The sequence below is a fragment of the Micromonospora sp. NPDC049051 genome (assembly GCF_043197575.1).
In the GTDB taxonomy this organism is placed as follows: domain Bacteria; phylum Actinomycetota; class Actinomycetes; order Mycobacteriales; family Micromonosporaceae; genus Micromonospora.
This window is the reverse complement of sequence record NZ_JBICTL010000002.1, coordinates 76877-99116: the sequence shown is the minus strand read 5'-3', so window position 1 is coordinate 99116 and position 22240 is coordinate 76877. Positions and strand designations below refer to the sequence as shown.

The following is a 22240-nucleotide window of genomic DNA, read 5'->3' as shown; positions in this document are numbered from 1 at the left end:
CCGGTGCATCCTTAGGCGACGGTTAAGACGCGCTTAGGTCCGACTGTCGTCCCCACGTCACGCCATGGCCGTGGTTACGCTGCTGACCGTCACCGCCCGACACACAGGGAGTTCACCTTGGCTCGGCACGGACTGCACCGCATCCCCCGGCACCCCGGCCCGCGACGCAAGGCCGTCGTCCTCGGCGTGGCAGCCGCCACGGTGGTGGCCGGCATCGTGGCCGGCACGATGCCGCTGCTGGCCGCCGACGACCTGTCGATCCCGGCGACCGCCGACACCACGGCGACCCTGGTGCCGCAGGACGGGGACAACGGGGCGAAGACGACGCTGGCGACCTGCGCGGCCCGCTGCGACGGCAACCCCCTGGGCGGGCGGGAGGCGATCGTGCAGTTCGCCGTGACCACCCTGCCGGCGACGGCGGTCAACGTACGGGCCACGCTGCGGATGCACGCGTGGCAGGAGTTCCCGGCGACGGTGACGGCGCACGCCTCCCCGGTGGACGCCCGCGCGGCCCGCCCGACGCCGGCGCTTCCGGACGCGGCGCTGGACACCGTCTCCACGGTGACGAAGGGCTTCAACGAGTGGGACGTGTCGGCCCTGGTGAAGGGCAACGGCACCTGGACGGTCTCGCTGGCGCAGGCGGGCCTGGAAAGCAGGATCTACTGGGCGTCGACGGAGAACCGCAACCCCGACCTGCGTCCGCGTCTGGAGATCAGCTACGACGTCGGCGCCCGGCCCACGCCGGTGGTGACCAGCGCCGCGCCGTCGCCGAGCCGGACGGTCGCGCCGAGTCCGTCGCCGAGCCCGACGCCGAGCCCCACCCGCGCCACCCCGAGCCCGACGGCGAGCGCCTCGTCCGGGGCCCAGCGGTGTGGCGAGGTGTCGAGCCGGCTGGTGCCCTCCTGCGGTGCCTGGTGGGGGATGTACTCCCCGACCAGCGCCAGCGACGGCTGGGACCACGGCGCCGCGGTCGCCGAGGTGGAGGCGCAGGTCGGGCGGAAGTTCGACGTCGTGCACCGCTACCACGACTTCTCCAACGCCGGCAGCAACGGCGCCTTCCCCGACGTCTACCAGCGGCAGCAGATGCGCGAGGGGCGGCTGATGTTCTTCGCCTGGGAGTCGCGGATCTTCTCCTCCGGGACGGTGCTGACCTGGCAGGACGTCTACAGTGGCCGGTACGACGCCACGATCGACGCGGTCGCCGGCCGGATCCGCGACACCGGCGTGCCGGTGTTCATGGGCTTCGACCACGAGCCGGAGGACGAACCGGCCAAGGGCAGTGACGCCGACTTCGTACGCGCCTGGCGGCACGTGCACGACCGCTTCGCGGCGGCGGGCGCCCACAACGCGGTCTGGGTGTGGACGATGATGGGCTGGTCGGGCCACTACGACCGGTACGTCGGGCTCTATCCCGGCGACCGGTACGTCGACTGGGTGGGCTACGACCCGTACAACTTCCACGTCTGCACGGGCGGCAAGGTCTGGAAGAGCCCGGCCACCACGATCGGCGGCTTCTACCGCTGGCTGGACGAGAACCGCCTCGGGGCCGGCAAGCCGCGGATGCTCGCGGAGTTCGGCACCAACTTCGACGCGGCCGACCCGGACGCCAAGCGGCGCTGGTTCGAGGAGTTCCCGGCGGCGCTGAAGGCGCACCCGAAGATCAAGGCCGCCATCTACTTCAACTCGCCGGGAGTCACCCGCCGGTCGAGCACCTGCGACATGACCATGAACCACGACGCCCCGTCGGTGGCCGGGTTCGCCCAGGCCGGGCGCGACAGCTACCTGCGGCAACCCACCGGGGGCGCCCGGTGACGTCCGGCGTCCACATCTCTACGCACGGTGGCGCGGTGAGTCGTACATCCGACTGATTGTGCGCGCTGTCATGTTGCTGATGCAGTGACCGCCCAATCGGCGGATATCGCCGAGCGTGGGGTAGCAGGCAGGCTACGCGGGTTCTCTCCCGACATGGAGGCGTAGCGTGCCCGACATCCCGCTCTCTCGGCGATCAGCCGGATTCCGCACCCGGGCGGGGGTGGTCGCACTCGTGACCGCCGCCGCCGTGCTGGCCGTCCCCACCGGGACTTCCGCCGCCGTGGTGCCGGCTCCCGAACCGGCGACCCTGGTGTCGACCAACCCGGCCGACAACACACCGCACGCCAGGGACGGCGAGACCCGGGCCTTCGCGCAGGTCGGGTCGATGGTGTACGTCGGCGGCAGCTTCACCCAGATCCGGCAGACCGCCAGCGCGGCGTGGACCACCCAGAGCTACCTCTTCGCGTACGACCGCACCACCGGCACGATCTCGACCAGCTTCCTGCCGGACCTGGACGGCGCGGTCAACTCGCTGCTCGCCGGGCCGGGCGGCACGCTGATCGTCGGCGGCGCCTTCAAGAACGTCAACGGCGTCTCGCGCAAGAACCTGGTGGCGCTCAACCCCACCACGGGCGCGATCGTCGACAGCTGGGTCGGCCGCTCCGACGGCGGCATGATCCGCGACATGGTGCTGCACGACAACTGGCTCTACCTGGCCGGCGCGTTCAACTGGGTCAACGGCGCCGCCCACTCCGGGCTCGCGCGGCTCAACGCCAGCACCGGCGCGATCGACCCGACCTTCAACGTCAACGCCACGGTCGGGCGGCACGGCACCAACTCGTACGCGTGGACCATCGACGTCACCCCGGACGGGAACACCCTCGTCGCCGGCGGCAACTTCACGCTGGTCAACGGCCTGTCCCGCAACCAGATGGCGCTGGTCGACCTCACCGGCACCCCGAGCGTGATCGACTGGAGCAGCGACAAGTTCGTCGCGCCGTGCGCGGCGCCGGCGACCTTCGTCCACTACGTGCAGGACGTCCGGTTCGGCGCCGACGGCAGCTGGTTCGTCGTCGGCACCAACGGCGGCGCGGGCTGGCCGGCCGCGTACTGCGACGCGCTCGTGCGGTTCGAGACCGCGGCCCGTGGCACCGGACAGCTCGGCACGTGGGTCGACTACACCGGCAACGACACCATCACCTCCGTCGAGGTCGCCGACAACGTCATCTACCTCGGCGGGCACTTCCGCTGGCTGAACAACCCCAACGCCAGCGACGCGGCTGGCCCCGGGGCGGTCGACCGGCTCGGCATCGCCGCCGTCAGCCCGGCCAACGGCATGCCGGTGGCCTGGAACCCGGGTCGCCGGGGCAGCGCGTCCATGCCGGCCGGCACCAGCACGTGGGGCTCACAGGTGCCGGTGCTGTGGCGGGGCAGCGACGGCCTCTACTTCGGGCACAACTCCGACGGGATGGGCGGCGAGTACCACGGCCGCCTGGGCATGTTCCCGCTGGCCGGCGGGCGTACGATCACGCCGAAGAACCCGCCGACGCAGACCACCGGGAACCTCTACCTCGGCACGGGCGAGGGGCAGCTGGCGAAGGTGCCGTTCGACGGCGCGAGCGTCGGCGCTCCGACCACGGTCAGCCAGCCGAACTACACCGCCGCCGGCGCGACCTGGCGGGTGAGCGACCGGATCTACTGGGCGCACACCGTCGCCGGCACCCCCACCGGCAGCCGGCTCGACATCTCGATGTTCAACGGCGGCACCATCGGCGTGCCCTGGGAGTCGTCCGGCTACAACGACTGGTTCAACGCCAACGCGATGACGGGCGCCTTCTTCCTCGACGGCCGGCTCTACTACACCCGTAGCGGCGCCAACGCGCTCTACTACCGGTACTTCGAGATCGACGGCAACTACCTCGGCGCCACCGAGTTCACCCTGCCCACCACCGGCGTCACGTGGTCGACGGTGCGCGGCATGGCCTGGGTGGGCGGCAAGGTGGTGTACGGCGGCACCGACGGTACGCTGCGCAGCGTGCCCTTCGACCCGACGGCCGCCCCGGCGGTCAACGGCACGGGGAGCACGGTGATCGCGCCCGCCAGCCCCGGGCTCGCCTGGTCGACGCCGCGTACCTTCTTTTCCGTGCAGTGACGGTTTACCGTTCGTAAGGGCAGTCGGTAGATTGTCCACGTCGGGCCGGCGGCGATCTCTCGTCGCCGGCCCGCGACGTCGAGAGGGCCCGTCCGTGTCCGGCGCCCGCGACGCCCCGTAGCAGGAACCTGACAGACGGTGAAGCTCGATGACTGATGCACCTCCCGCCTCCTGGCCCGCCGACGCGTCCGGTGGTGGGGGCACACCGGCCCGCACCGTCACCCTGACGGATCTGATGCGGGTGCCGTTGCACCGGATCCGGCTGGTGGCGGGGGTCGCCGCGCTCGGCCTGGTCGCCGCGCTCGGGTACGTCCTCCTCGTCCCCGGCACGGTCACCGCGAGCGCCGTGGTGGCGGTCCGCCCGGTGGTCACCGACGCCTTCACGCCCAGCGGCGCCGCGGCCGACCGGGCCGTGAACATGAACGTGGAGAGCGGCATCGCCGCCGGCACCGACGTCGTGCAGCGGCTCGCCCAGGCCAGCGGGCAGGACCAACGCGACATCCGCGACGCCCTCGACGTGGAGGTGCCCGCCGGCGGGCAGATCCTGCGCTTCTCCTACACCGCGCGCTCCGCCGACGACGCGGTGTGGAGCGTCAACTTCGCCGCCCAGGCCTACCTCGACGTGCGGCGGGCGATGTACGAGAAGCAGCGGGAGGAGATGCTGCGCTCGTACGACGAGAGCATCAAGAAGGTCGCCGAGCAGCGCACGGGGCTGCAACGGCGGGTGGCCAACGCCCGGGAGGGCGCGCTCGACGCCGCGCTGGCGGAACTCGCCGGGGTCAACAACCAGCTGACGCAGCTGAACTCGGCGCGTACGGAGATCGCGGCGGTGGACGTCAACCCGGGCTGGGTCACCCAGTCCGCGGAGCGGGCGCTGGTCACCAGCGGAGGCAAGGGCCTGCTCTACGTGCTCGCCGGTCTGCTCGGCGGCATCCTGCTCGGCGTGGTGCTGGCGTACGCCTGGGAGTCGATGGACCGGCGGATCCGCTCCGTGGACGACGGCCGGGACGCCACCGGTCTTCCCCTGCTCGGCACGGTGCGGGGCCGGCGCTTCCGGGGCCGGGGCCAGGCCGTGGACGCCGACATCCGGTACGTCGCGATGGCGATCGCCGAGCGGGTGCGCGAACCCGCCCGGGTGTCGCTGCTGACGACCCGGGAGGACCAGACGGCGATCGCCGCCGGTCTGGCGGTGGCCCTCGCCGCGACCGGCCGGGACGTCTACGTCGCGGACGACAGCGGCCGCCTCGACCGGTTGCAGGCCGCGGTGCTGGCCGACCGGGACCGGCTGCCGGCGGCGGCGAACCCCGCCCGCCCGGCCGTCCCGAAGCCCCGGCCGGGCGGCTCCGTGCCCTCCGTCGACGACATCACCCAGCAGATCAACGTCCGCCGCCCCTCCCCGTACCCCACCACGCCCCGCCCGACGCCCGACGCGGACGCCACCCTGACCCTGCCGCGGTTGGGATCCGGCGCTCTCGCCGCCAGCGGGAAGAGCACCGTCAAGGAGACCACCGACGAGGTGGTGGTGGGCGCCGGCGGGGTCCGCTTCGGCACCTGGCGGCAGCGTGCGGCGAAGGGGCTCGTGCTGTTCAACGCGCCGCCGGCCGAGGCCGACGAGCGCGGCGTCGCGGCGGCCCGCCAGGGCACCGCGGTCGTGGTGGTCGAACAGGACCGGACCCGGCAGGACGACCTCCGCCGCCTCGCGGAGCGCCTGCGCGCGGCAGGGGTGACCACGCTGGGCTTCGTCCTGACCCGTAGTGGGCGGGGGTGACGGTGCCCCTCACCCGGGCCCCGTCCGTCACCGACCCGTCCGACGAGGTCCCGGCGATCGGGCCGCCGCCACCCCCCTCTCCGCCGCCTCCCCGGCTGCCGGTCTGGCCGCTGGCGGTGATGTTCGGACTGGTGCCGCTCTGGTGGGCGGCCGGCGCGTTCTACCTGGGCTGGTCGCTGCTGGGGGCGGTGCTGCTGGCGCTGCTGCTCGTACGGGGCCGGGTGCCGCTGCCGCCGGGCACCGGCGTGTGGCTGCTCTTCCTCGCCCTGGTCCTGCTCAGCGCCACCCAGTTGCCGGCGCTGGGCTCGCTGCTCATGTTCGGCCTGCGGTTGGGCTACTACGTGACCGCCCTGGTGGTCGGGGCCTACGTGTACGTCGTCGCGCGGGAGCGCGGCGGCGACCTGGCCGCCGTACTGGCGCCGCTCTGCCTGTTCTGGTTCGGTCTGGTGGCGCTGGGCTGGCTGGGTGTGCTGGTGCCGAGGTTCGCGCTGACGACCCCGGTGGAGATGCTGCTCCCGGGCGGGATCGCGGGCAACTCCTACATCCAGGACCTGGTGCACGTCACCGCCGCCGAGTTCAGCGCCCGGTCCCTCAACCCGATCTACCGGCCGGCGGCGCCCTTCCCGTACACCAACAACTACGGCAGCGCCTACGCGATGACCCTGCCGTGCGTGGTCGCGTTCACCATGCTGCGCCGGCGCGGGCTGCTGCGCTGGGCGGTGCTGGTGTCGCTGCCGCTGTCGCTGCCGCCGGCGTTCCTCACCCTGAACCGGGTGATGTTCGCGAGCCTCGGGGCCGGACTGCTGGTGCTCGGCGTGCGGGCCGCCCGGCGGGGGAACGTCCGGGTGGGCGCCTCCGTCGTCGGGGTGCTGCTCATCGGGGGCCTCGCCACCCTCTTCATCCCGATCGCCGAACTCATCGGCAACCGCGTCGAGGCCAGCGACACGAACAGCGACCGGCTCTCGCTCTACGCGGAGGTCATCCGCCGGATCGGGGAGTCGCCGTGGCTCGGCTACGGCGCCCCGGTCAGCGCGGACACCCTCACCGCCCAGGCGCCGGTCGGCACCCAGGGGCAGCTGTGGATGGTCCTGTTCAGCCACGGCGTGCCCGCGCTGGTGTTCTTCCTGGCCTGGTTCGGGGTCGCGGCCGTGGTGTGCGCGAGGGCACGCTCGGCGGCGGGGCAGTGGCTCGCGGTGGTGCCGGTGGTGTGCTTCGTGCAGATTCCGTTCTACGGCATGGCCAGCCCGAACATCGCCGTCGCGTTCTTCGCGGTCGCCTTCACGATGGCGCTCGTGGAGCGCGAGACCGCCGCGCCGCCACCGGCCGCGCCCTGCCGGACCGCCGATCCCGAGGCGGTGGCCGGATGAGCGCCTCCACCCGCCCGCTGGCCGGCGCGCCGGAGGAACCGTCGCCCACCGGGCCGGGCCACGGCGGGTCCACCACGGCGGCGGAGTCCCGGCGTGGCGTACGCAGTGGGATCGCCGGGCTGCTCGGTGCGGCGGTCAACGGGCTCTTCGGCTTCCTGCTGGTGGTCGTGATCACCCGCAGCTACGGCACCGAGGGCTCCGGGGCGTTCTTCGCGGCGATCGGCGTGGTCACGGTTGCCGCCGCCAGCTGCGTGCTGGGGGCCGAGACGGGACTGATCTGGGCGCTGCCCCGGCGCCGCCTCGGACCCGACGGGGACGCCGCCCGGATCCTCCCGGTGGCACTGGTCCCTCCGATGGCCGCCGCGCTCGCCGTCGCCGTCGGTGGCCTGCTCGCCGCCGGCGCGCTCGCGCCCCGGCTGCTGGACGGGCCGGAGACCGACGCCACGGCCCTGCTCTCGGTCAGCTTCGCCGCGGTGCCGGTCGTCGTGGCGATGACGCTGCTGCTCGCGGTCCTGCGCTGCGTACGGTCGATCCGGGCGTACGTGGCGGTGCAGTCCGTCCTGCTGCCCGTGGCGCGGCCGGTGCTGGTCGGCGCCGCGGTGCTGGCCGGTGGGGGCCTGCTGGCGGGCCTGACGGGCTGGCTGGTGCCGGCCGTGGTGGCCGTGCTGCTCACCCTGGTGCTGGCGGCCGGCCCGCTCGGTCTCGGCCGGCCGGCGGCCCTGCGCCCGCGGCGGGACGACTGGTCGACCTTCTGGCGGTTCGCGTTGCCGCGTGCCGCGTCGGCGGCGATCGACGCCGGTGCCGTGTGGGTCGGGGTGCTGCTCACCTCGGTGCTCGCCGGGCAGTCCGAGGCCGGTGTGTTCGGCGCCGTCGGCCGGTACATCCTCGCCGGCCAGCTCGCCGTTCAGGGGCTGCGCGTGGCGGTGTCGCCCCAGCTGTCCCGGCTGCTCGGGCAGGGCCGGCCGGACGCGGCGGCCGCCGTGCACAGGCAGTTGGCCGCGTGGGGTCTCGCGCTGTCGTGGCCGGTGTACCTGCTGCTCGCCGTCTTCGGGCTGGCCTTCCTCGAACTGTTCGGGTCCGGCTTCACCGCCGGGGCCACCGCGATGACCGTGCTCGCCCTGGCCATGCTCGTCAGCACCGGGGTGGGCAACGTGCAGAGCCTGCTGCTGATGGGCGGGCGCAGCGGGCTGCACCTGGTCGCCACCATCGCCGGACTGCTGGTCACCGTGTCCCTCGGGTTGGTGCTGATCCCCGGCCACGGGGCCACGGGCGCGGCCGTGGCGTGGTCCGCCGGGATCGTCACGGAGAACGTGCTGGCCGTGACGTTCGCCCGGTTCGTGGTGGGCCAGCCGATGGTCGACGCGGCGATGCTGCGGGCCGCGGCCGCCACCGTCGCGGGTGTGGGCGCCGCCGCCCTGCTCGGCGTGCTGGTGGGCGGCCGGGGCATCGCCGGCCTGCTGGTGGCGGTGGCCGTGCTGGCCGCCGGCTGCGTCGGCTTGTTGACGTTGCCCCGGGTGCGACGCCGCGTCCGGGTGAGCATGAAGCAGATTCGTGCGCGGGAGGAGGCGGCCCCGGCTCCCGCCGGGTCCGTCCGACCGCAGAAGAAGGGCAGGTGAGGTCCGCCGTGTCGGCGTTGCGTGATCGGGTGAAGCAGCTCGTGCCGGCCCAGGTGACCGCGCGGCTGAGGGAGTCCCTCGTCGAGTACGGGGTGCGCACCAGCGACCGGCGACCGCTGCCGGACTTCCTCATCATCGGCACCAAGCGGGGTGGGACCACCTCGCTGTGGAACTACCTCATCCAGCACCCGTTGGTGCCGAGGCTCTTCCCGGCGTGGAACACCAAGTCCTCGCACTACTTCGAGGAGCACTGGCACCGCGGCGAGGCCTGGTACCGCTCGCACTTCCCGACGCAGCGCCAGCGGGAGGCGCTGGAGAAGCGGCACGGCGGGCCGGTGCGGGTCGGCGAGGCGGCGCCGCTCTACATGTTCCACCCGCTCGCCGCGCAGCGGGTCGCCGGGCTGATGCCGTCGGTGCGGCTCATCGTGCTGCTGCGCGACCCGGTGGAGCGGGCGTACTCGCACTGGAAGGAGCGGCGCACGCACGGCATCGAGCCGCTCGACTTCGCCGCCGCGCTCGCCGCCGAGCAGGAGCGTACGGCGGGGGAGCGGGAACGGCTGATCGCCGAGCCGGAGTACTTCAGCGAGCCGTACGACTGGTACACCTACCGGGCCCGGGGCCGCTACCTGGAGCACCTCGAGCCGTGGCTGGAGCGCTTCGACCGGGAGCAGATCCTCTTCCTGCCCAGCGAGGACCTCTACCGCGACGCGCGGTCGACCTACCGCCGGACACTGGACTTCCTGGGGCTGCCCCCGCACGACCTGCCCGACTTCAAGGTCTACAACGACCGCCGTTCGGCGCCCCTGGAGCCGGCGGTACGCGCCGAGCTGACCGCGTACTACCGCCCGTACAACGACGCGTTGCGGCAGCGGCTGGGGTTGGAGCTCGACTGGCCGGACCAGGCCCCGTGACGGCGCGGGCCGCGCTCGCCGCCGATCCCCGCTCGCGTACCGACGGGCTCGGGTGGGTCACCCGGGCGGTGTTCGGCGACGAGCGGACCGCCCTGACCGTCGGCGCGGCGCCACCGCCGGGGCACCGCGTCGTCGCCCGGTACGCGGTCGTCCCGTCGCTCGCCCGGGCCCGGTTCCTGCTGCCGCTGGGCGCGCCCCGGGCCACGGCGGCCTCGCTGCTGGCGTACAACGCGTTGCGGCCGCCGAAGGTGCGGGCGGTGCGGGCCGCGCTCGGCACGCTGGCGCGGGTCGGCGTGGTCGACCTGGCGCCGTTTCCCCGGCTGACGGTGTCGCTGCCCGAGGGCGTCGCGGCCGACGAGGCGCTGCTGGCCGGGCGGCTGGGCGCGGCGCTCGGCGAGCCGTCGGTGTACGCGGCCTGCGGGGTCCGCCCGCCGGATCCGAACCACAAGCCCACCCTGCAACTGTTCGCCCCGGACGGCCGGGCCCTCGGCTACGCGAAGATCGGCTGGAACGGGGCCACCCGGGCGCTGGTGACCACCGAGGCGGCGGCCCTGCGTGAACTGCCCACGGTGACCGGCGCGCCCGAGCATCCGGCGGTGCCCCGGCTGCTCGCCGAGACAGCGGCCGAGGGGCAGGTGGTGGCGCTGGTCGAGCCGCTGCCGCCGGCCGTCCGGGGGGTGCCGGCCGACGATCCGCCACGGCTCGCGGCGCTGCTGGCGGTGGCCCGCCGGGGCCGCCCGCCGGCGTCACCGCGCCCGCTGGCCGGGTCGGCGTTCCTGGCCCGGCTCGCCGCCGAGGCGGACCGCGCCGCCGCCGGTACGCCGGACGGGGCCCGGGCGGTCGCCGCCGTGGCCGCCCTGCGCCACCGGCACGGCGGCACGGCCGTCGAGTTCGGGCACTGGCACGGCGACTGGGTGCCCTGGAACCTCGGCGTGCACCCCGGCGGCCTCGTCGCGTGGGACTGGGAGCACAGCGGGCCGGACGTGCCCCTCGGCTTCGACCTGGCGCACGACGCGTTCCAGCGGGCCCTCGTGCTGCGGGGCGAGCCGGCTGCGGCGGCGGCGCGGGCCGTCGACGCCCAGCTCGACGGCCACGGCGCCGGGCTGGGGCTCGGGCCGGCGGACCGGCGGTTGGTCGCCGACGCCTATCTAATGGAGATGTGGCTGCGTACCTGGCGGCTCGCCGACGCCGGCGCCGGTTGGAACGCCGCGCTGCATCCCGCCCTGCTGGACGTCATCGAGAAACGACATAGCGGCTGATCCGCCGAAATCACCGGTGCCGGGTTCGCAGTCGACTCCGGACGGTGACTAAGAAACTCCAGGTCGTGACGATCGTCGATGCCGGCGATCGGTGCGGCGCGTCCGGCCCGTCGTCCGCGGAGATCGACATGTCGCCCGGTCGCCCTATTTCACCAGCCGGTGGGCGTGTGATCTGCTGTCGCCTGGCGACCAGTGAACGTCCAAGCGAACTTGTGGGGAGTCGCGTGGAACCGACAACCGAGGATGCCGGCGAGCCCGGAGTCCTGCTCCTGGTGGGCTCCAGCGGCGGCCACCTGGCCCAGCTGCTCGCCCTGCGCCCGTGGTACGAGCGCTGGCGGCGGTGCTGGGTCACCTTCGACACACCCGAGGCGATCTCGCTGCTCGCCGGCGAGGACCTGGTCCCGGCGCACCACCCGACCACCCGCAACGTGCCGAACCTGCTGCGCAACGCCGTACTCGCCTGGCGGGTGCTGCGCTCGCGCCGGGTCGCCGCCGTGGTGACCACCGGCGCCGGGGTGGCCGTCCCGTTCGTGGTGCTCGCCCGGCTGCGGCGCGTACCGACCATCTACATCGAGGTGTACGACCGCATCGACACCCCGACCCTGACCGCCCGGCTCTGCCGGCCGTTCCTCTCCGCGATGCTCGTGCAGTGGGACGAGCAGCGCCGGCAGTACCCGGAGGCGACCGTCGTGGGGACCCTGCTGTGAGCGCCGAGAGCACCGCCCCCGCCCCCGCCCACCGGGTCGCCCCGGGCCGGCCCCGGCCGACCCCCGCCAGCCGCGTGCCCCGCCCGCGCGACTCCGGCGACCTCGCCCAGGCCCGGCTGCTGGTCGCCGTGGGCACCGACAAGCACCCGTTCGACCGCCTGGTCGGCTGGCTGGAGGAGTGGCACCCCGCCGTCGCCGCGGACGTCGGGCTGACCGTCCAGCACGGCCACACCAGGGCCCCCGGGCTGCCCGGCGCGGCGCCCTTCCTCGGCCACGACGAGCTACAGACCGCGATGGCCGAGGCGGACCTCGTCGTCTGCCACGGCGGCCCGGCCACCATCCTGGAGGCCCGCCGGCACGGTCACCTGCCGATCGTCGTCCCCCGCGACCCGACCCGGGGCGAGCATGTCGACGATCACCAGCAGTTGTTCGCCCGTCGCCTGGGCGCCGCCGGCATGGTGGCGCTGGCCGAGACCCGGGAGGCGCTGTTCGAGGCGCTCGCCGCCGGCCTCGCCGACCCGTCCCGGTTCGCCGTCGCGGCCGACCCCGACGCGTCCGAGGCCCGCCGCGCGGCGATCGAGCAGGTGGGACGGATCGTGGAGGACCTGGTGGCCGCGTCCACCGGACGGCAGCGGACGAGGTGGCGGCCGTGGGCACGGCCGGGCCGGAACGGAGAGCGGCGATGACCGAACACCCGAGCGTGAGCGCGGTGGTGCCCACCCGGGACCGCCCGGAGTTGCTCCGGGCCGCCGTGCGCGCCATCCTCGACCAGGACCACCCCGGCCCGATCGAGGTGGTGGTGGTCTACGACCAGTCCGAACCGGACGCCTCGCTGGCCGAGCTGTCCCGCCCGGACCGGCTGGTCCGGGTCGTCCGCAACGAGCGGGCCCCCGGGTTGGCCGGCGCCCGCAACAGCGGTGTCCTGGCCGCCACCGGCGAACTCGTCGCGTTCTGCGACGACGACGACGAGTGGCTGCCCGGCAAGCTGCGGGCCCAGGTCGAGGCGCTCGCCGCCCACCCCGACGCGGAGTTCGTCAGCTGCGGCATCCGGGTCAACTACGACGGGCACACCGTCGAGCGGGTGCTGCCGAAGGACTCGGTCACCCTGGCCGACCTGCTGCGCGACCGGATGACGGAGCTGCACCCGTCGACGTTCCTGATCCGCGCCGCCGCGCTGCGCGACGGCTTCGGGCTGGTCGACGAGGAGATCCCGGGCAGCTACGCGGAGGACTACGAGTTCCTGCTCCGGGCCGCCCGCAGCGCGCCGCTGGTCAACCTCCGCACGCCGTACGTGCTGGTGCGCTGGCACAAGCGGTCCTACTTCGCGCAGCGCTGGGACACCATCTCCGAGGCGTTGCAGTGGCTGCTGGAGCGCTACCCCGAGTTCGGCACCCAGCCGGCCGGCGAGGCGCGGGTCACCGGGCAGATCGCCTTCGCCCGTGCCGCCTCCGGCGACCGGCGGGGCGCGATGCGCTGGGCCCGGCACACCATCCGGCGCAACCCGAGGGAGCCACGGGCGTACCTGGCCCTCGCCGTGGCCGGGCGGGTGGTCCGCGCCGACGCGGTGCTGCGCACCCTGCACAAGCGCGGCCGGGGCATCTGAGCACGTCGGCACCACCCACCCCGACGACCACACCATCAACGATCGAAGGATCCCCTCCATGGCGCTGCACTCCCTCAGGTTCCGCCTCGTCGACTCGCCGACCTCGCTCGGCGCCAAACGGCGGGCGCGGCGGGCGGCCTGGCTGTCGGAGACGTTCCCGGACCTGGCGGAGATGAGCGTTCTCGACCTGGGCGGACGGGTGGAGAGCTGGGCCCGGGTCCCCGTCCGGCCGGCGCACGTGCACGTGGTCAACCTGGAGCCGCTGCCCACGGAGCTGCCGGACTGGGCCGAGGCCGATCACGCCGACGCCTGCGAGCTGCCGAAGAGCATCCTCAGCCGCCGCTACGACCTGGTCTTCAGCAACAGCGTGCTGGAGCACGTGGGCGGCCACGAGCGTCGCCAGCGGATGGCGGAGGCGGTCCGCGAGCTGGGGCGCGCGTACTGGGTGCAGACGCCGTACCGGTACTTCCCGATCGAGCCGCACTGGGTGGCGCCGGGAATGCAGTTCCTGCCGGTCGCGGCGCGGGTGGCGGTGGCCCGCAAGTGGCCGCTCGCCTACACCCCGGGCAAGTCCTACGAGGCGGCCATGCGGCAGGTCCTGACGACCGAGCTCATCGGCCGCGCCGAGCTGCGGTACCTGTTCCCGGACGCCGTCATCCGCAACGAGCGCCTGCTGGGCCTGACCAAGTCGGTCATCGCGATCCGCAACCCCTGATCGGGCCGACCGGGTCGATCAGGGCCGGCTTGTCGCCGAGGGGCGAGCGCCGGGGTGGCGGCGGGGTTCGCCTGCCGTGTCCGTAGGGCGGGACGCGGCGGGCACCGCACGCCGCCGGCCACCGGGCGTGACAGACTGACCGCTGTGTTGCGCTGGTTGACTGCAGGAGAATCGCACGGTCCCGCCCTCGTGGCGATGCTGGAGGGCGTACCCGCCGGCATCGAGGTGACCACCGGGGAGATCGCCGGCGAGTTGGCCCGGCGCCGGCTCGGCTACGGCCGGGGCGCGCGGATGTCGTTCGAGCAGGACGAGGTCGAGATCATCGGCGGGCTCCGGCACGGGGTGACCCTCGGCAGCCCGGTCGCGATCCGCGTCGGCAACTCCGAGTGGCCCAAGTGGCGCACCGTCATGGCCGCCGATCCGGTCGACGAGGAGGAGCTGGCCAGCCAGGCCCGCAACGCGCCGCTCACCCGCCCCCGTCCCGGCCATGCCGACCTTGCCGGCATGCAGAAGTACGGCCACACCGACGCCCGGCCGATCCTGGAACGGGCCAGCGCGCGGGAGACCGCCGCCCGGGTCGCCGTCGGCACGGTCGCCAAGGCACTGGTCCGGCAGGCCCTCGGCATCGAGATCGTCTCCCACGTGGTGGAGCTGGGCCCGGTCGCGGCCAAGCCGGGGCTGCGCCCGACGCCCGCCGACGCCGAGCGCATCGACGCCGACCCGCTGCGCTGCCTCGACCCCGAGGCCAGTGCCCGGATGGTCGCCGAGGTCGACGCCGCGAAGAAGGCCGCCGACACCCTGGGTGGCGTGGTCGAGGTGCTGGCGTACGGGGTGCCGCCGGGCCTGGGCAGCCACGTGCAGTGGGACCGCAAGCTCGACGCCCGGCTCGCCACGGCTCTGATGTCGATCCAGGCGATCAAGGGCGTGGAGATCGGCGACGGTTGGCAGCAGGCGCGCTCGCGGGGCTCCGAGGCGCACGACGAGATCATCCCCAGCGCCACCGGCGTACGCCGGGTCACCGACCGCGCCGGCGGGCTGGAGGGCGGCATCACCACCGGTGAGCCGCTGCGGGTGAAGGCCGCGATGAAGCCGATCTCGTCGCTGAACCGAGCCCTGGCGACGGTGGACGTCACCACCGGCGAGCCGGCCACCGCGATCAACCAGCGCTCGGACGTCTGCGCCGTGCCCGCCGCCGCCGTCGTCGCCGAGGCGATGGTGGCGCTGGTGCTCGCCGAGGCCACCACCGAGAAGTTCGGCGGCGACTCGGTCGCCGAGATCCGCCGCAACCTCGCCGGCTACCTCGACGCGCTGGTGATCCGGTGAGCGCGCCGCGGCGTACGCCGGCCCGGCGGTGCCGCTGATGGCGCCGGTCTGCGTGCTGGTCGGGGCGCCCGGCTCGGGCAAGACCACCGTCGGGCTGGCCCTGGCGGAGCTGCTCGGCGTGGAGTTCCGCGACACCGACCTCGACATCGTGCGGCTGGCCGGCAAGCCGATCCCCGAGATCTTCATCGACGACGGCGAGGACCACTTCCGTACCCTCGAACGGGCGGCGGTGGCGGCGGGGCTGGCCTCGTGCGGGGGCGTGCTGGCCCTCGGCGGCGGCGCGGTCCTCGCCGAGGAGAACCGCGCCGCCCTGATCGGGCACCGGGTGATGTACCTCTCGGTCGAGCTGTCCGACGCGGTGAAGCGGGTCGGGCTCGGCGTGGGCCGGCCGCTGCTGGCGATCAACCCCCGGGCGACGCTGAAGTACCTGCTGGACCAGCGTCGCCCGCTCTACGCCGAGGTGGCCACCGACACGGTCGTGACCGACGGGCGGGCCCCGGCGGAGATCGCCGCCGAGATCGCCGCGCTCCTCGGGCGCTGAGTCGCCGCCTCGCCCCGGCCACGAAGTGGACAGTTCCCGCCCCGCGCGGGGCGGCTGGACTAGGCTGCCGGCGATGGACGAGGTGACCCGGATCCCGGTCGGCGGCGAGCGCCCGTACGACGTGCTGGTGGGACGCGACCTGCTCGACGCGCTGCCCGGGCTGTTGCCGGACGCGACCCGGGTGGCGGTGCTGCACGCGCATCCGCTCAGGCACCTGGCCCGGGCGATCGGCGACAGGCTGGGCGCCGCCGGCGTCGCGCCGTTGCTGATCGAGGTGCCGGACGCCGAGGCGGGCAAGCGCATCGACGTCGCGGCGACCTGCTGGGACCGGCTGGGCGAGGCCGGTTTCACCCGTACCGACGCGGTGGTGGGCGTCGGCGGCGGCGCGGTGACCGACCTGGCCGGCTTCGTCGCGGCCTGCTGGCTGCGCGGCGTGCGCTGGGTGCCGGTGGCGACCTCGCTGCTGGGCATGGTCGACGCGGCGGTGGGCGGCAAGACCGGGATCAACACCGCCGCCGGCAAGAACCTGGTCGGGGCGTTCCACCCGCCGGTCGGCGTCCTCGCCGACCTGGCGACGCTGGACAGCCTGCCCCGGGCCGACCTCGCCGCCGGCCTGGCCGAGGTCGTCAAGTGCGGCTTCATCGCCGACCCGGTGATCCTCGACCTGGTGGAACGGGACCGGGACGCGGCCACCGATCCGGCGGGGCCGGTGACCCGGGAGCTGATCGAACGGGCGATCCGGGTGAAGTCCGACGTGGTCTCGGGCGACCTGCGGGAGTCGGGCGTGCGCGAGGTGCTCAACTACGGCCACACCCTGGCCCACGCGATCGAGAAGGCCGAGGACTACCGCTGGCGGCACGGCCACGCGGTCTCGGTCGGCATCGTGTACGCCGGCGAGCTGGCCCGGCTGGCCGGCCGGCTGGACGCCCCCACCGCCGAGCGGCACCGCACGGCCATGGCGGCGCTCGGCCTGCCCACCAGCTATCCGGCCGAGGCCTGGCCGGGGCTGCTGGCCACGATGCGGGTGGACAAGAAGGCCCGGGGCAGCCAGCTGCGTTTCGTGGTGCTGGACGGGCTGGCCCGGCCCGCGATCCTGGAGGGCCCGGACGAGGAACTGCTGGCGGCGGCGTACCGGCAGGTGGCCGCGTGAGGGTGTACGTGCTCAACGGCCCGAACCTCGGCCGCCTCGGCAGCCGCCAGCCGGACGTCTACGGCGCCACCAGCTACGCGGACCTGGTGGCGCTCTGCGAGGCGACCGGGCGGGAACTCGGCCTGGACGTGACGGTCCGGCAGACCGACGCCGAGCACGAGCTGCTGGGCTGGCTGCACACCGCCGCCGACGAGGGCGCCGCCGTGGTGCTCAACCCCGCCGCCTGGTCGCACTACTCGTACGCGGTCCGGGACGCCTGCGCCATGCTGCGCGGGCCCCTGGTCGAGGTGCACATCTCCAACATCCACGCCCGCGAGGAGTTCCGGCACCACTCCGTGGTGTCGGCGGTGGCGACCGGGGTGATCTGCGGCCTCGGCGTCGACGGCTACCGCCTGGCCCTGCACCACCTGGCCGCCCGCACCGGCTGACACCCCGTCCCCGCGTACAGCGGCTGACGTCCCGCCCCCGTTCGCGGCGGCTGACGTGCCGTCCCGCCTGCCGGCGCACGGGGCAGCACGCGGTGCGCGGGCGGCGGCGGACAGCGGCGCTCGACCCAACTTGTAGACTTGCCAGGTCTGTCCGCCAATTGATGATCAAGGCAGGAAATGGCCACCACCAACGACCTGAAGAACGGCCTGGTACTCAACCTCGACGGCGAGCTCTGGGCCGTCGTGGAGTTCCAGCACGTCAAGCCCGGTAAGGGTGGTGCGTTCGTGCGTACCACGCTGAAGAACGTGCTGTCCGGCAAGGTGGTCGACAAGACCTTCAACGCGGGCACCAAGGTCGAGACCGCGACCGTGGACAAGCGCACCATGCAATACCTCTATGCCGACGGCGAGGACTACGTCTTCATGGATCTGGAGACGTTCGACCAGATCACCGTGCCGGGCGCCACGGTCGGCGAGGCGGCGAACTACCTGCTGCCCGAGGCCGAGGCGACCGTGGCGACCCACGAGAGCGTCCCGCTCTACATCGAGCTGCCGACAAGCGTCGTGCTGGAGATCACCTACACGGAGCCGGGTCTGCAGGGCGACCGGTCGACCGGCGGCAACAAGCCGGCCACCGTCGAGACCGGCGCGACCGTGCAGGTGCCGCTCTTCATCACCACCGGCGAGAAGATCAAGGTCGACACCCGCGACGGCCGTTACCTCGGCCGCGCCTGATGGCCGAGGGGCCCAAGCAGCAGATGCCGGCGCGCCGCAAGGCGCGCAAGCGGGCGCTGGACGTGCTCTTCGAGGCCGACCTGCGGGACCGTCCGCCGGTCGACGTGCTCGCCGGCTACATCGAGCGGATCGAGAAGCCCCGACCCGAGCACCTGGGATACGCGGTGAGCCTCGTCGAGGGCGTCGCCGCCCACCTCGACCGGATCGACGAGGTGATCGCCAGCTACGCCGAGGGGTGGACGCTGGACCGGATGCCGACGGTCGACCGCAACCTCGCCCGCATCGCGGTCTACGAGCTGCTCTACGTCGACGAGATCGACGACGCGGTGGCCATCAGCGAGGCCGTCGAGCTGGCCCGGCAGATGTCGACCGACGACTCGCCGCGCTTCCTCAACGGCATCCTCGGCCGCATCGCCGAGTACGCCACGCGCTGACGCGGCGCACGTCACACCCGGCGTGCGTCACACCCGGCGGGAGCCGTGGCGGGGACGCGACACGAACGACGAAACGGGGCCCGTGCCGGACGGCACGGGCCCCGTTTCGCGCGGCGCGGGTCAGCTGGCGAAGAACGCCCGCGGGTCCGCGACCAGCACACCGTGCTCGGTGAGCCGCTCGATCAGGCCGGACGGCGAGGCGTCGTAGACGATCGCGAGCGCGCGCAGGTCGTCGGCGCGGATGGACAGCACGCGGCCGTTGTAGTCGCCGCGCTGCTGCTGGATGGCACGCGCGTAGCGGGCGACGTAGGCCAGGTCCTCCGAGGCGTCGTCGTAGAGCCGCTCGAGATCGAGGACGATCTTGCTGGTGGGCTCGTGGCGGACACCGCTGCCGTCGGGCAGGAGCTCCGAGACGGGAACGCGGTAGAAGTCTGCCAGCTCCGCCAGGCGCGACACCGTGACGGCGCGGTCGCCGCGCTCGTAGGAGCCGACCACCACCGCCTTCCACCGCCCGTTCGACTTCTCCTCCACACCCTGCAGGGACAAGCCCTGCTGCTGGCGGATGGAGCGCAGGCGGGCGCCCAGAGACTTGGCGTATTCAGAGGGCATTAAACACTCCCAGTGCTGCTCGGGGTTCTCCCAGCGATCGCTACGGAGCGTGACGGTACGGGGATTGGCACAACTGGTCAAGTGGTCGTGACCTTACCGTTGGGATCACTGGGGGAGTTGTCCGTTTTTCGCCGGGCTGACCAGGGGGTCAGTGGCCGGCGAGGGTCAACGCGGTGACCACTGGTAACGTGGCGTGAAGCCCCGGTCCGGGCCGCTCGCGTCCCGGTGCCGGCATCCGACGTCCTTTAACGACCCGTCCCGTGAGGCGGGGAAGGAGGTCCGCCGTGGCCTACCCACCGGCTGCCCGATCGTCGCCGTCCCGGCAACCCTCGGTGAAGGTGATCCTCGCCAGCGCCGACGTCCAGCGCGTGGTCGACCGCATCGCCCACCAGATCCTGGAGAAGACCCAGGGCGCCGAGAACACGGTGCTGCTCGGCATCCCCACCCGGGGCGCCCCGCTCGCGAAGCGGCTCGCCGCCCGGATCAGCACCTTCGAGGACGTGACCATCCCGGTCGGCGTGCTCGACATCACCCTCTACCGCGACGACCTGCGCCGGCACGCCACCCGCGCGGTCGGGCCGACCCAGGTGCCGCCCGGCGGCATCGACGGCAGGCGCGTCATCCTCGTCGACGACGTGCTCTTCTCCGGCCGTACGGTGCGGGCCGCGCTCGACGCGCTCAACGACGTCGGGCGGCCGGCGTCCGTCCAGCTCGCCGTCCTGGTCGACCGCGGCCACCGCGAGCTGCCGATCCGCGCCGACTACGTCGGCAAGAACATCCCGACCGCCCTCACGGAGAGCGTGAAGGTCACCCTCGCGGAGACAGACGGCACAGACGAGGTCAAGTTGTACGGGGGTGTGACCAACTCATGATCCGGCACCTGCTCTCGGGCGCCGACCTGGACGCCGCCACCGCCACCGAGATCCTGGACACGGCCGCCGAGATGGCCACCGTCGCCGGCCGGGAGGTCAAGAAGCTGCCCGCGCTGCGCGGGCGCACCGTGGTGAACCTCTTCTACGAGGACTCCACCCGGACCCGGATCTCGTTCGAGGCGGCGGCGAAGCGGCTCAGCGCCGACGTGATCAATTTCTCGGCCAAGGGCTCCAGCGTGACCAAGGGCGAGAGCCTGAAGGACACGGCGCTGACCCTGCAGGCGATGGGCGCGGACGCCGTGGTCGTCCGGCACCCCGCCTCGGGCGCCCCGCACCGGCTCGCCGACTGGGTCGACGGCTCGGTGGTCAACGCCGGCGACGGCACCCACGAGCACCCCACCCAGGCGCTGCTCGACGCGTACACGATGCGTTCCCGGCTGGGACGGCTGGCCGGCCTGTCGGTCGCGGTGGTCGGGGACGTCCTGCACAGCCGGGTGGCCCGCTCCAACGTCCTGCTGCTGTCCACGCTCGGCGCCAAGGTGACGCTGGTCGGGCCGCCGACGCTGATCCCGGTCGACATCGCGCAGGCGCTCGCGCCCGGCACCGACGTCTCCTACGACCTGGACGCGGTGCTGCCGCAGTCGGACGTGGTGATGATGCTGCGGGTGCAGCGGGAGCGGATGAACGACTCCTACTTCCCGTCCGCCCGCGAGTACGCCCGCCGCTACGGCCTGGACGGCCCGCGGATGCGCCGGCTGCCCGAGCACGCGATCGTCATGCACCCCGGACCGATGAACCGGGGGATGGAGATCACGCCCGAGGTCGCCGACTCGCCCCGCTCCACCATCGTCGAACAGGTCGCCAACGGGGTCTCCGTGCGGATGGCCGTCCTCTACCTGCTGCTCGGGGGGAACAACCGGTGAGCTCGTACCTGATCTCCAACGTCAGCGTCGTCGGCGCCGCGCCGACCGACCTGTTGATCCGCGACGGCGTCGTCGCGGCCGTCGGCGCCGGGCTGACCGCGCCGGACGCGACCGTGCTCGACGGCACCGGGCTGGTCGCCCTGCCGGGCCTGGTCGACCTGCACACCCACCTGCGCGAGCCCGGCCGGGAGGACGCCGAGACCGTCGAGTCCGGGTCCCGGGCTGCGGCCCTCGGCGGCTACACTGCGGTCTGCGCGATGGCCAACACCTCGCCGGTGGCCGACACCGCCGGCGTGGTCGAGCAGGTCTGGCGGCTCGGCCGGGAGGCCGGGCTGGTGGACGTGCAGCCGATCGGCGCGGTCACCGTCGGTCTGGCCGGCGAGCACCTCGCCGAGCTGGGCGCGATGGCCGACTCGGCGGCGCGGGTGCGGATCTTCTCCGACGACGGGCACTGCGTCGCCGACCCGAGGCTGATGCGCCGGGCGCTGGAGTACGTGAAGGCGTTCGACGGGATCATCGCCCAGCACGCCGAGGAGCCCCGGCTCACCGAGGGCGCGCAGATGCACGAGGGCGAGGTCTCGGCCCGCCTCGGCCTGACCGGCTGGCCGGCGGTCGCCGAGGAGGCGATCATCGCCCGGGACGTGCTGCTCACCGAGCACGTGGGCAGCCGCCTGCACGTGTGCCACGTCTCCACGGCCGGCAGCGTCGAGGTGCTGCGCCAGGCCAAGGCGCGCGGCATCCGGGTCACCGCGGAGGTCACCCCGCACCACCTGCTGCTCACCGACTCCCGGGCCGAGACGTACGACCCGGTCTACAAGGTCAACCCGCCGCTGCGCACCGCGACCGACATCGCCGCGCTGCGGGCGGCCCTGGCCGACGGCGTGATCGACATCGTCGCCACGGACCACGCCCCGCACGCCGTGGAGGACAAGGAGTGCGAGTGGGCGTACGCCCGGCCGGGCATGCTCGGCCTGGAGACGGCGCTGTCGATCGTCCTCGACGTGCTCGGCCCGCGGTGGGACCTGATCGCCGAGCGGATGTCGCGCGCCCCGGCCCGCATCGCCGGGCTGGAGGGGCACGGCCTCGACCCGGCGCCCGGCGTGCCGGCGAACCTGACCCTGGTGGATCCGGCCGCGCGCCGCACCATCGAGCCGGCGGAGCTGGCCAGCCGTAGTCGCAACACCCCGTACGCCCGGATGACGCTGCCGGGTCGCATCGTGGCGACCTTCCTGCGCGGCGAGCCGACGGTCCTGGACGGAAAGGCAGTCAGGTGATCCGAGCGAGGAATGCAGCGGAGCGGAGTCCCGCAGTCCGG

At 73.6% G+C, this 22240-nt stretch carries 21 protein-coding genes; 20 read left to right on the top strand and 1 reads right to left on the bottom strand.

What is annotated here, in order from left to right:
• Positions 1-117 precede the first annotated feature (117 nt).
• From ACGFIR_RS07745 to nusB, 17 genes are all read left to right on the top strand, one after another.
• Positions 118-1812, top strand: coding sequence for a glycosyl hydrolase (locus ACGFIR_RS07745; protein WP_393005757.1), 1695 nt, complete (start codon positions 118-120; stop codon positions 1810-1812).
• Positions 1813-2032: 220 nt separating this feature from the next.
• Positions 2033-3964, top strand: a complete 1932-nt coding sequence (locus ACGFIR_RS07740; RefSeq protein WP_393005755.1) for a hypothetical protein — start codon at positions 2033-2035, stop codon at positions 3962-3964.
• A gap of 148 nt (positions 3965-4112) precedes the next feature.
• Positions 4113-5732, top strand: coding sequence for a lipopolysaccharide biosynthesis protein (locus ACGFIR_RS07735; RefSeq protein ID WP_393005753.1), 1620 nt, complete (start codon positions 4113-4115; stop codon positions 5730-5732).
• A gap of 2 nt (positions 5733-5734) precedes the next feature.
• A complete protein-coding gene (locus tag ACGFIR_RS07730; protein ID WP_393006304.1) occupies positions 5735-7099 on the top strand; it encodes an O-antigen ligase family protein in 1365 nt (454 codons plus the stop codon).
• Complete coding sequence (locus ACGFIR_RS07725; protein ID WP_393143837.1) at positions 7096-8715, top strand: lipopolysaccharide biosynthesis protein; 1620 nt, start codon at positions 7096-7098, stop codon at positions 8713-8715. Before ACGFIR_RS07730 ends, ACGFIR_RS07725 begins: the two co-directional genes overlap by 4 nt.
• Before the next feature lie 8 nt (positions 8716-8723).
• A complete protein-coding gene (locus ACGFIR_RS07720; RefSeq protein WP_393006302.1) occupies positions 8724-9626 on the top strand; it encodes a sulfotransferase domain-containing protein in 903 nt (300 codons plus the stop codon).
• On the top strand, positions 9623-10885 hold the full coding sequence (locus tag ACGFIR_RS07715; RefSeq protein ID WP_393143835.1) for a hypothetical protein: 1263 nt from the start codon (positions 9623-9625) through the stop codon (positions 10883-10885). Before ACGFIR_RS07720 ends, ACGFIR_RS07715 begins: the two co-directional genes overlap by 4 nt.
• Before the next feature lie 224 nt (positions 10886-11109).
• Complete coding sequence (locus ACGFIR_RS07710) at positions 11110-11592, top strand: UDP-N-acetylglucosamine--LPS N-acetylglucosamine transferase (protein ID WP_393143833.1); 483 nt, start codon at positions 11110-11112, stop codon at positions 11590-11592.
• Between the two features lie 74 nt (positions 11593-11666).
• Complete coding sequence (locus ACGFIR_RS07705; protein ID WP_393144688.1) at positions 11667-12278, top strand: glycosyltransferase; 612 nt, start codon at positions 11667-11669, stop codon at positions 12276-12278.
• Positions 12275-13195: a glycosyltransferase family 2 protein gene (locus ACGFIR_RS07700; RefSeq protein WP_393005746.1), complete on the top strand. Its 921-nt coding sequence runs from the start codon at positions 12275-12277 to the stop codon at positions 13193-13195. Before ACGFIR_RS07705 ends, ACGFIR_RS07700 begins: the two co-directional genes overlap by 4 nt.
• Positions 13196-13253: 58 nt before the next feature.
• On the top strand, positions 13254-13910 hold the full coding sequence (locus ACGFIR_RS07695) for a class I SAM-dependent methyltransferase (RefSeq protein ID WP_393005744.1): 657 nt from the start codon (positions 13254-13256) through the stop codon (positions 13908-13910).
• Positions 13911-14054: 144 nt separating this feature from the next.
• Positions 14055-15233: a chorismate synthase gene (aroC, locus tag ACGFIR_RS07690; protein ID WP_393143831.1), complete on the top strand. Its 1179-nt coding sequence runs from the start codon at positions 14055-14057 to the stop codon at positions 15231-15233.
• Positions 15234-15270: 37 nt separating this feature from the next.
• Complete coding sequence (locus ACGFIR_RS07685) at positions 15271-15774, top strand: shikimate kinase (RefSeq protein ID WP_393005740.1); 504 nt, start codon at positions 15271-15273, stop codon at positions 15772-15774.
• 73 nt (positions 15775-15847) lie between these two features.
• Complete coding sequence (gene aroB / locus ACGFIR_RS07680) at positions 15848-16924, top strand: 3-dehydroquinate synthase (RefSeq protein ID WP_393005738.1); 1077 nt, start codon at positions 15848-15850, stop codon at positions 16922-16924.
• Positions 16921-17352, top strand: a complete 432-nt coding sequence (gene aroQ / locus ACGFIR_RS07675; RefSeq protein WP_393143829.1) for a type II 3-dehydroquinate dehydratase — start codon at positions 16921-16923, stop codon at positions 17350-17352. The genes aroB and aroQ overlap by 4 nt, the downstream gene beginning before the upstream one ends.
• 177 nt (positions 17353-17529) lie before the next feature.
• Positions 17530-18087 carry an elongation factor P gene (gene efp, locus ACGFIR_RS07670; protein ID WP_091424312.1) on the top strand — a complete coding sequence of 186 codons (558 nt, stop codon included), beginning with the start codon at positions 17530-17532 and terminating at the stop codon, positions 18085-18087.
• A gap of 23 nt (positions 18088-18110) precedes the next feature.
• The gene (nusB, locus tag ACGFIR_RS07665; protein ID WP_357095297.1) at positions 18111-18521 is read left to right on the top strand and encodes a transcription antitermination factor NusB; all 411 of its coding nucleotides are present in this window, start codon (positions 18111-18113) and stop codon (positions 18519-18521) included.
• 120 nt (positions 18522-18641) lie between these two features.
• On the opposite strand, the gene ACGFIR_RS07660 is transcribed toward nusB, so the two are convergent.
• On the bottom strand, positions 18642-19130 hold the full coding sequence (locus tag ACGFIR_RS07660; RefSeq protein WP_007075816.1) for a transcriptional regulator: 489 nt from the start codon (positions 19128-19130) through the stop codon (positions 18642-18644).
• Positions 19131-19414: 284 nt separating this feature from the next.
• On the opposite strand from ACGFIR_RS07660, the gene pyrR reads away from it, so the two are divergent.
• Genes pyrR through ACGFIR_RS07645 form a run of 3 tightly spaced genes read left to right on the top strand, consistent with a single transcriptional unit; the run spans position 19415 to position 22199 of the window.
• Complete coding sequence (gene pyrR / locus ACGFIR_RS07655; protein ID WP_393005734.1) at positions 19415-20002, top strand: bifunctional pyr operon transcriptional regulator/uracil phosphoribosyltransferase PyrR; 588 nt, start codon at positions 19415-19417, stop codon at positions 20000-20002.
• A complete protein-coding gene (locus ACGFIR_RS07650) occupies positions 19999-20925 on the top strand; it encodes an aspartate carbamoyltransferase catalytic subunit (protein ID WP_393005732.1) in 927 nt (308 codons plus the stop codon). The genes pyrR and ACGFIR_RS07650 overlap by 4 nt, the downstream gene beginning before the upstream one ends.
• On the top strand, positions 20922-22199 hold the full coding sequence (locus ACGFIR_RS07645) for a dihydroorotase (RefSeq protein ID WP_393143827.1): 1278 nt from the start codon (positions 20922-20924) through the stop codon (positions 22197-22199). Before ACGFIR_RS07650 ends, ACGFIR_RS07645 begins: the two co-directional genes overlap by 4 nt.
• The last annotated feature ends 41 nt before the right edge of the window (positions 22200-22240 follow it).

What these genes read in the sequence shown, in the direction of transcription:
- ACGFIR_RS07735 (WP_393005753.1), top strand. Translation starts at nt 4,113, where the DNA reads ATGACTGATGCACCTCCCGCCTCCTGGCCCGCCGACGCGTCCGGTGGT.
- ACGFIR_RS07725 (WP_393143837.1), top strand. Translation starts at nt 7,096, where the DNA reads ATGAGCGCCTCCACCCGCCCGCTGGCCGGCGCGCCGGAGGAACCGTCG.
- ACGFIR_RS07700 (WP_393005746.1), top strand. Translation starts at nt 12,275, where the DNA reads ATGACCGAACACCCGAGCGTGAGCGCGGTGGTGCCCACCCGGGACCGC.
- ACGFIR_RS07695 (WP_393005744.1), top strand. Translation starts at nt 13,254, where the DNA reads ATGGCGCTGCACTCCCTCAGGTTCCGCCTCGTCGACTCGCCGACCTCG.
- ACGFIR_RS07685 (WP_393005740.1), top strand. Translation starts at nt 15,271, where the DNA reads ATGGCGCCGGTCTGCGTGCTGGTCGGGGCGCCCGGCTCGGGCAAGACC.
- aroB (WP_393005738.1), top strand. Translation starts at nt 15,848, where the DNA reads ATGGACGAGGTGACCCGGATCCCGGTCGGCGGCGAGCGCCCGTACGAC.
- efp (WP_091424312.1), top strand. Translation starts at nt 17,530, where the DNA reads ATGGCCACCACCAACGACCTGAAGAACGGCCTGGTACTCAACCTCGAC.
- nusB (WP_357095297.1), top strand. Translation starts at nt 18,111, where the DNA reads ATGCCGGCGCGCCGCAAGGCGCGCAAGCGGGCGCTGGACGTGCTCTTC.
- ACGFIR_RS07660 (WP_007075816.1), bottom strand. Translation starts at nt 19,130, where the DNA reads ATGCCCTCTGAATACGCCAAGTCTCTGGGCGCCCGCCTGCGCTCCATC.
- ACGFIR_RS07650 (WP_393005732.1), top strand. Translation starts at nt 19,999, where the DNA reads ATGATCCGGCACCTGCTCTCGGGCGCCGACCTGGACGCCGCCACCGCC.